Source organism: Rhizobium mulingense, assembly GCF_029194105.1.
Lineage (GTDB): Bacteria > Pseudomonadota > Alphaproteobacteria > Rhizobiales > Rhizobiaceae > Rhizobium > Rhizobium mulingense.
Genome location: NZ_JARFVE010000011.1, coordinates 239,435 through 245,965, shown reverse-complemented (window position 1 = coordinate 245,965; position 6,531 = coordinate 239,435). Strand labels below are relative to the sequence as shown.

General features: G+C 62.7%; 6 protein-coding genes and 1 pseudogene. 2 read left to right on the top strand and 5 right to left on the bottom strand.

What is annotated here, in order from left to right:
* Together PYR71_RS23515 and PYR71_RS23510 are read left to right on the top strand one after the other, a co-directional pair.
* Nucleotides 1-81 (top strand): annotated as a pseudogene (locus PYR71_RS23515) (ThuA domain-containing protein); the annotation flags it as partial.
* Nucleotides 82-180: 99 nt separating this feature from the next.
* Nucleotides 181-1,224: a Gfo/Idh/MocA family protein gene (locus PYR71_RS23510; protein ID WP_183934658.1), complete on the top strand. Its 1,044-nt coding sequence runs from the start codon at nucleotides 181-183 to the stop codon at nucleotides 1,222-1,224.
* 49 nt (nucleotides 1,225-1,273) lie between these two features.
* On the opposite strand, the gene PYR71_RS23505 is transcribed toward PYR71_RS23510, so the two are convergent.
* The 5 genes from PYR71_RS23505 to PYR71_RS23485 all read right to left on the bottom strand — a co-directional run bounded on the left by PYR71_RS23505 (nucleotide 1,274) and on the right by PYR71_RS23485 (nucleotide 6,439).
* Complete coding sequence (locus tag PYR71_RS23505) at nucleotides 1,274-1,666, bottom strand: DUF4112 domain-containing protein (RefSeq protein WP_275621038.1); 393 nt, start codon at nucleotides 1,664-1,666, stop codon at nucleotides 1,274-1,276.
* A gap of 165 nt (nucleotides 1,667-1,831) precedes the next feature.
* Nucleotides 1,832-2,905, bottom strand: coding sequence for an alcohol dehydrogenase family protein (locus tag PYR71_RS23500; RefSeq protein ID WP_275621037.1), 1,074 nt, complete (start codon nucleotides 2,903-2,905; stop codon nucleotides 1,832-1,834).
* A gap of 11 nt (nucleotides 2,906-2,916) precedes the next feature.
* Complete coding sequence (locus tag PYR71_RS23495) at nucleotides 2,917-4,296, bottom strand: aspartate aminotransferase family protein (RefSeq protein WP_275621036.1); 1,380 nt, start codon at nucleotides 4,294-4,296, stop codon at nucleotides 2,917-2,919.
* Between the two features lie 28 nt (nucleotides 4,297-4,324).
* Nucleotides 4,325-5,821, bottom strand: coding sequence for an NAD-dependent succinate-semialdehyde dehydrogenase (locus tag PYR71_RS23490; protein WP_275621035.1), 1,497 nt, complete (start codon nucleotides 5,819-5,821; stop codon nucleotides 4,325-4,327).
* Between the two features lie 120 nt (nucleotides 5,822-5,941).
* On the bottom strand, nucleotides 5,942-6,439 hold the full coding sequence (locus PYR71_RS23485; protein ID WP_275621034.1) for an Lrp/AsnC family transcriptional regulator: 498 nt from the start codon (nucleotides 6,437-6,439) through the stop codon (nucleotides 5,942-5,944).
* Between the last annotated feature and the right edge of the window lie 92 nt (nucleotides 6,440-6,531).

Here is a 6,531-nt window from a genome sequence, read left to right as displayed (position 1 = left end):
GTGCCGGTAGAAAAGGCGCTGGAGCCGATCGTCGAACGCGGCCCGAGACTGCACCAGGCCGGCGAAGCCGGTTACCGATAACAGATGAGATGCCGTGGGCAGGGGCCGTTTGGCCCCGCAAGACGCCGTGATGATCGCGCGGCCGCTCACGCTTTGATGGATAACGATGAGGACAAAAGAATGCGCTTGATCATTCTCGGTACCGGAGGATGGGCAAATACCCATGCCATGCATTTTTCGGAAATCGCCGGCGTCAAAATTGTTGCCGCTGTCGATACGGATGAGGTTCGGCTGCGGGCCTTCGCGCTCAGGCATACTATCCCGCTGACGTTCACGTCGCTCGATGACGCCCTTGCCTGGGGAGAATTTGACGCCGTCACCAATGTCACGCCGGATCGCGCGCACTATTCCACGACGATGAAGTTACTCGCCGCGGGCAAGCATGTCCTCTGCGAGAAGCCGCTGGCGGTCAACTACCGCGAAGCCAAGGAAATGGCCGATGCCGCCGCGGCATCCGGCAAGGTCACGATGGTCAACCTTACCTATCGGAACGTGGCGCCGTTGCAGGCAGCGCGCAAGATGGTGCTGGACGGCCGCCTCGGCGCCATCCGTCACTTCGAAGCGTCCTATCTGCAGAGCTGGCTGGTCTCGAAGGCCTGGGGCGACTGGACCAAGGAATCGCAATGGCTTTGGCGGCTGTCGACGAAGCACGGCTCCAATGGCGTGCTGGGCGACGTCGGTATCCACATTCTCGACTTCGCGGTCTTTGCCGCCGGAAGCGACGTCAAGGCGGCGGCATCGCATCTCAAGGTGTTCGACAAGAGTCCCGGGAACCGGATCGGCGAGTATGAGCTCGATGCCAATGACAGTTTTCTGATGATGGCAGAGCTCGAAAACGGTGCGGCCGGCGTCATTCATGCGACGCGCTGGGCAACCGGCCATCTGAACGAATTGCGCCTGCGCCTGCATGGAGACAAGGGCGCGCTGGAGGTGGTGCATACGCCTGAAGGTTCGACCCTCAGGGTCTGCGAAGGCGCCGATGCCGACAAGGCAATCTGGCGCAAGATCGAGGTCGAACCGGTTATCACCAATTTCCAGCGATTTGCAAAAGCGGTGCAAAAAGGGCAGCCGGATGAGCCGGGTTTTGCCCACGCGGCCAAGCTGCAATTCGTACTCGATCACGCCGTGAAGACGGCGGGCGCCCTGACCGAAGTTTCGGCGTGAGGCGCCGGCTGCATGTTCTCATCCGAGCTGCCGGCGAAGACGAGGGTTCTCAGATTCTCCGGTTCAGCTCGTCTTCGCTGATGCCGAAGTGTTCGAGGATGATACCGACGTTGCGGCGATGCGATTTGAAATAGACGTCGAAGAGATCACCGACCAGCGGAACCGTCCCGCCGGCCGCATCGATGCCGAGATTGACGGCCATGCGTGCGAGCTTGTGGTTGGGAACGCCGAGACGCCGGGCCTCATTGAGGATGTAAAGGCCGATGAGCGACGTGGCAACGTCGCCGATGCCGGGGAGGAGGCCGAGCACCGAATCGGCGCCGATCCGTACGCCGATGAAAGGCAGTCGGACTGCGGTGTCCATCAGCCGTGCAATGCCCACAGCACGACGAATCTTTTCGAGTTCGACAGGGGTCAGGTATGTCGTCTTGGCAGCCGGCATCAGAGACCTTCTGGCGTGACCGGCGGTTTCGCTTCCTTCAAGGCCGCGGAGACGCCCCAGATTGCCTGGTTCAACGAATGGCCGATGTGATCGCGACGATTGTTCATGGCCGTGAAACGCCGATACGCCGATAAGGTTCGCCAGCGGCGCGATCGGAATCTCGCCTTATCCTCGGTCGGGCACCACGACCAATTTGCCGACGAAATTCTTCGCCATGAACTCGGTCTGGGCGCGATGGAATTCAGACAGCGGATAAACACCGCCGACGAGAGGCCGGATCTTCCGGCTTTCGATATAGCCGACCAGCCGGCGGAAGTCGGCGCGGCTTCCCTGGCTCGATCCATGCAGTTCCAGCTGCTTCAGATACATGGTCCTCAGGTCGAGCTGGACGACGGGCCCGGCGATTGCGCCGGCCGTCGTGTAACGGCCCTCTGGGCGCAGGATCTTCAGGAGATCGTTGAACAGCGGCCCGCCGACGAGGTCGGCGACGACATCGATCGGTTGTCCGCAGCTTGCGGAATGGACGGCTTCGACCAGATCGCCCTTGCCGCGGGTCACGACCGCTTCGGCGCCGATATCGAGCATTGCCGCCTCCTTGCCCGGTCCGGCGACGGCGATCGGGATGGCGCCGCGGGCGCGCGCGAGCTGGATGATCGCCGAGCCGACGCCGCCCGAGGCGCCGGTGACGAGGACGCGTTCGCCTGCGGCAAGCCGCGCCCGTTCCAGCATGCGCTCGCCGGTCAGATAGGCGCAGCAGAAAGTGGCGAGCTCGATATCGGTCAGATCGGTTGCGACGACATGGGCGTTTTCGGCCGGCAGCGCCATATATTCGGCGTAGCCGCCGTTGCGGCCATGACCCATGTAGTCGATGTCGGCGAGACTGTCGTCGTCGCGATTATAGATCGAGAAGTCGACCATGACGCGTTCGCCGATGCGCGCGGGGTCGATACCGCGGCCAACGCCGACAATGTGGCCAACCGTATCGGTGCCCTGAATGCGTGGAAATGTCAGCGTATTGCCCTGCCTGCGCCAGGTCGAGATTGCGGAGGGGTCGTCCTCGGTGCCATAGGCGCCCTCACGGACCCAAACGTCGGTATTGTTCATGCCGCAGGCGGTGACGCGGATCAGCACCTCGCCCTCCGCCGGCGCCGGCACGGGCACGTTTCGGTCGTAGACGAGCTTCTCCAATCCGCCGTGGCCGGTGAGCAAAACGGCTGCCATCTTTTCCGGGATCGTCATGCGGCTTCTCCTCAGATGTTCTTGAAGGCGCTTTCGATCGCGTCCGCTGTCGCCATGACGACAATGTCCGCCTCCTGACGCGTTAGGCAGAGCGGCGGCGCAAAGCCGAGGATGTCGCCCTGTGGCATGGCGCGGCCGATGACGCCGCGTTCGAGAAGGGCCGAGGCGACCTGCGGGCCGATTTTGCGGCCGGGATCGAAAAATATCCGATCATCCCTGTCCTCGACGAACTCGACCGCAGCCATCAGGCCGTCGCCCCGGACGTCGCCAACGTTGCGATGGCCGCCCACCGCCTTCTCCAGTTCCGAGCGGAAATAGGCGCCGGTCGTGCCGGCATTTTCGACGATGTCCATTTCGTCGATCAGTTCGAGGTTGGCGATGCCGGCGGCGGCGCAGATCGGATGGGCGGAATAGGTCCAGCCGTGGCCGATCGCTCCCAATTCATCGGAACCCTGCACCAGCACCTGCCACATCTTGCTCGAAACGATGCTGCCGGAAAGCGGGGCATAGGCGGAGGTCAGGCCCTTGGCGATGGTGATCAGATCCGGCTTCATGCCGTAGTGATCCGAACCGAACATCGTGCCGAGACGACCGAAGCCCGTGACGACCTCGTCGGCGACGAGCAGGATGTCGTATTTGTCGAGCACGGCCTGGATCTTCTGCCAATAACCTTGCGGCGGCGGTACGATGCCGCCGGTGCCGAGGATCGGTTCGCCGATGAAGGCGGCGATGGTATCGGGGCCTTCGGCGAGGATCATCTCCTCCAGTCTGTCGGCGCAATATTGCGAGAACTGCTCCTCATCCATCGACCGGTCGGCGCGGCGGAAATAATAGGGTGCTTCGGTATGAAGGATCGGCGCGCGCGGCAGGTCGAAGGCATTGTGGAAGAGCGCCAGGCCGGTGAGACTGCCGGTCATGACGCCGGAGCCGTGATAACCACGCCAGCGCGAGATGATCTTCTTCTTGTCGGGGCGGCCGAGGATGTTGTTATAGTACCAGATGAGCTTGATGTTGGTCTCGTTGGCGTCCGAGCCCGAGAGGCCGAAATAGACACGGCTCATGCCGGCGGGCGCGCGGTCGATGATCATCTTCGACAGCGTAATCGACGCTTCTGTACCGTGGCCGACATAGGCGTGATAATAGGCGAGGTTTTTCGCCTGTTCGGCGATCGCGTCAGTGATCTTCTGGCGGCCGTAGCCGACATTGACGCAATAGAGCCCGGCAAAGGCATCGAGGCTTTTGCGGCCGCTCGTGTCGGTGATGTAGACGCCTTCCCCTTCGGCGACGACACGCGTCGGCGTCTCGCCGCGCGCGTGCATGCCCATATGGGTGGAGGGGTGAAAGAAGTGATCGCGGTCCCAGGCGGTGAGTTCGTTGCTTTTGTCGAGCATGTCCTGTCCTCTTCTTGAAATTGGGTGCTCAGGCGGCGGTGTCGATGCAGAGGTATTTGAGCTCGGTGAAGGCCTCGAGCCCGTGGCGTGAGCCCTCGCGGCCCAGGCCGGATTGCTTCCAGCCGCCGAAGGGGATGGGACCGCCGGTGATCTTCACGCGATTGATCGCCACCATGCCGTATTCCAACGTGCGGCCGAGGCGCATCTGGCGGGCGCCATTCTCGGTGACGACATAGGCAACCAGGCCATATTCGGTATCGTTGGCACGGGCGACGACCTCTTCCTCCGTATCGAAAGTGGCAAGTGCGGCCACAGGCCCGAAAGTCTCCTCCCGCATGATCAGCGCATCCGCGGGAACATCCGTCAAAAGCGTCGGCTGATAGAAGAGCGGGCCGGCCCTATGGCGGCTGCCGCCGGCAACGAGCCGGGCGCCACGCGCCAACGCGTCAGCGACCTGGTCCTCGATCTTGACGACGGCGCGTTCATGCATCAGTGGCCCGATTTTGCTGTCAGCCTCGATGCCTGCGCCGACCTTCAGCGCGCCGATGCGCGCGGCAAAAGCCTTGGTGAAGGCATCGGCAATGCGCCGCTGGACGAAAATGCGGTTGGCGGCAAGGCAATCCTGGCCCGATGTCGCAAACTTGGCGCCGACGGCGATCTCGACGGCTTTCGCGACATCGGCATCGTCGAAGACAATCAGCGGCGCGTGCCCGCCGAGTTCCATTACCAGCCGCTTCATGGTCGGCGCGCACTGGGCGGCGATCAGGCGGCCAACCTCGGTCGAACCGGTGAAGCTCATGGCGCGCAGGCGGCTATCGCTGCACATCCGTCCGACGATCGTTGCGGCATGGCCGGTGACCACGTTGAAGACGCCAGCGGGAATGCCGGCCCGTTCGCCGAGTTCGGCAAGCGCGAGGGCCGAAAGTGGCGTCTCCGAAGAAGGGTGGGCAACGACCGTGCAGCCTGCGGCAAGTGCTGCGCCCGCCTTGCGGGTGAGCATGGCGGAAGGGAAATTCCAGGGTGTGACGACGCCGACGACCCCAAGCGCCTCGCGCCGCACGATCATTTCCGCTCCGGCCAGATGGCTGGTGACGCTTTCGGCGTTCAGCCGCTTGCCTTCTTCGGCATACCACTCGATGAAGGAGGCGGCGTAGTCGATCTCACCACGCGCTTCTGCAAGCGGCTTGCCCTGTTCGAGCGTCATGATCAGCGCCAGATCTTCCCTGGCGGCGAGCATCAACGCGTGCCATTCCCGCAGGATCGCCGCGCGGTGCTGCGGCAGCATCGCGCGCCAAGCGGCAAAGGCCAGCGACGCCCCATCGATCGCCATTGCTGTCTCCTCCGCATCGAGGCTCGCAACCCAGGCCAGCGTTGCCGACGAGGCCGGATCGGCAACAGCGAAGCTTTTGCCTGTCGCCCCCGCCATCCACCGGCCGCCGACATAAGCGAGATCGCGTAGGAGATGACGGTCGGCAAGCCGTGACAGCGCATCATGATAGTCGGGGCGGGCAAAAACGGCGGTCATGTCCAATCTCCTCGTTGCGGTTGACGCAAGTCTTCCACAAGAGCCGACGAGAGATTGTCCTTTACCGAAGGCGGAAAGAGACAGACGGTCTAAAGGACGGCCGTCTGCTAGACAGATTGTCTACGAGACATTCTGTTCTTCCCCAGAGGCGGAGAAGGAAGAGACCGGAAGGACTGTGTCCTCCTTCACCGTTTTGGTGACGATGTAGGTGAAGTAGCGGTCGATGCCGAGTTCGCGGTCGAGAAGACCATCGACCAGCCGCTGATAGGCGTCGATATCGGCCGCCATGATTTTCAGGATATAGTCGACGCCGCCGCCGACCGACCAGCAGGCGACGATCTCGGGGGTTGCGGCAACGGCGCGCTCGAAGCGCTCGAAATCGGCCTGGCGATGATTGGCGAGCGTTACTTCCATCATCACGCTGGCCACCGGCGCAATGCGCCGCGGGGCGATTCGGGCGTGGTAGCCGGTAATGATCCCTGCCTTTTCGAGCTTGCGCAGCCGCATCCAGCACGGCGTCGGCGACAGCCCGGCCTTTTCGGCCAGCGCCAGCTTAGTGATGCGGCCGTCGTGCTGGACGGCGTCGAGGATGCGCAAGTCGATGGCGTCGAGCTTCATGGCGCTTTCTTCAGAAAGAAATCATTTCAAACGCGGCGAAAAGACAATGGAAGCGGATTTTGGCATTGTCAATTGAACTGATTTTCAGCAGT

Coding starts and splice junctions, on each gene's coding strand:
- PYR71_RS23510 (WP_183934658.1), top strand. CDS start 181: ATGCGCTTGATCATTCTCGGTACCGGAGGATGGGCAAATACCCATGCC.
- PYR71_RS23505 (WP_275621038.1), bottom strand. CDS start 1,666: ATGCCGGCTGCCAAGACGACATACCTGACCCCTGTCGAACTCGAAAAG.
- PYR71_RS23500 (WP_275621037.1), bottom strand. CDS start 2,905: ATGACGATCCCGGAAAAGATGGCAGCCGTTTTGCTCACCGGCCACGGC.
- PYR71_RS23495 (WP_275621036.1), bottom strand. CDS start 4,296: ATGCTCGACAAAAGCAACGAACTCACCGCCTGGGACCGCGATCACTTC.
- PYR71_RS23490 (WP_275621035.1), bottom strand. CDS start 5,821: ATGACCGCCGTTTTTGCCCGCCCCGACTATCATGATGCGCTGTCACGG.
- PYR71_RS23485 (WP_275621034.1), bottom strand. CDS start 6,439: ATGAAGCTCGACGCCATCGACTTGCGCATCCTCGACGCCGTCCAGCAC.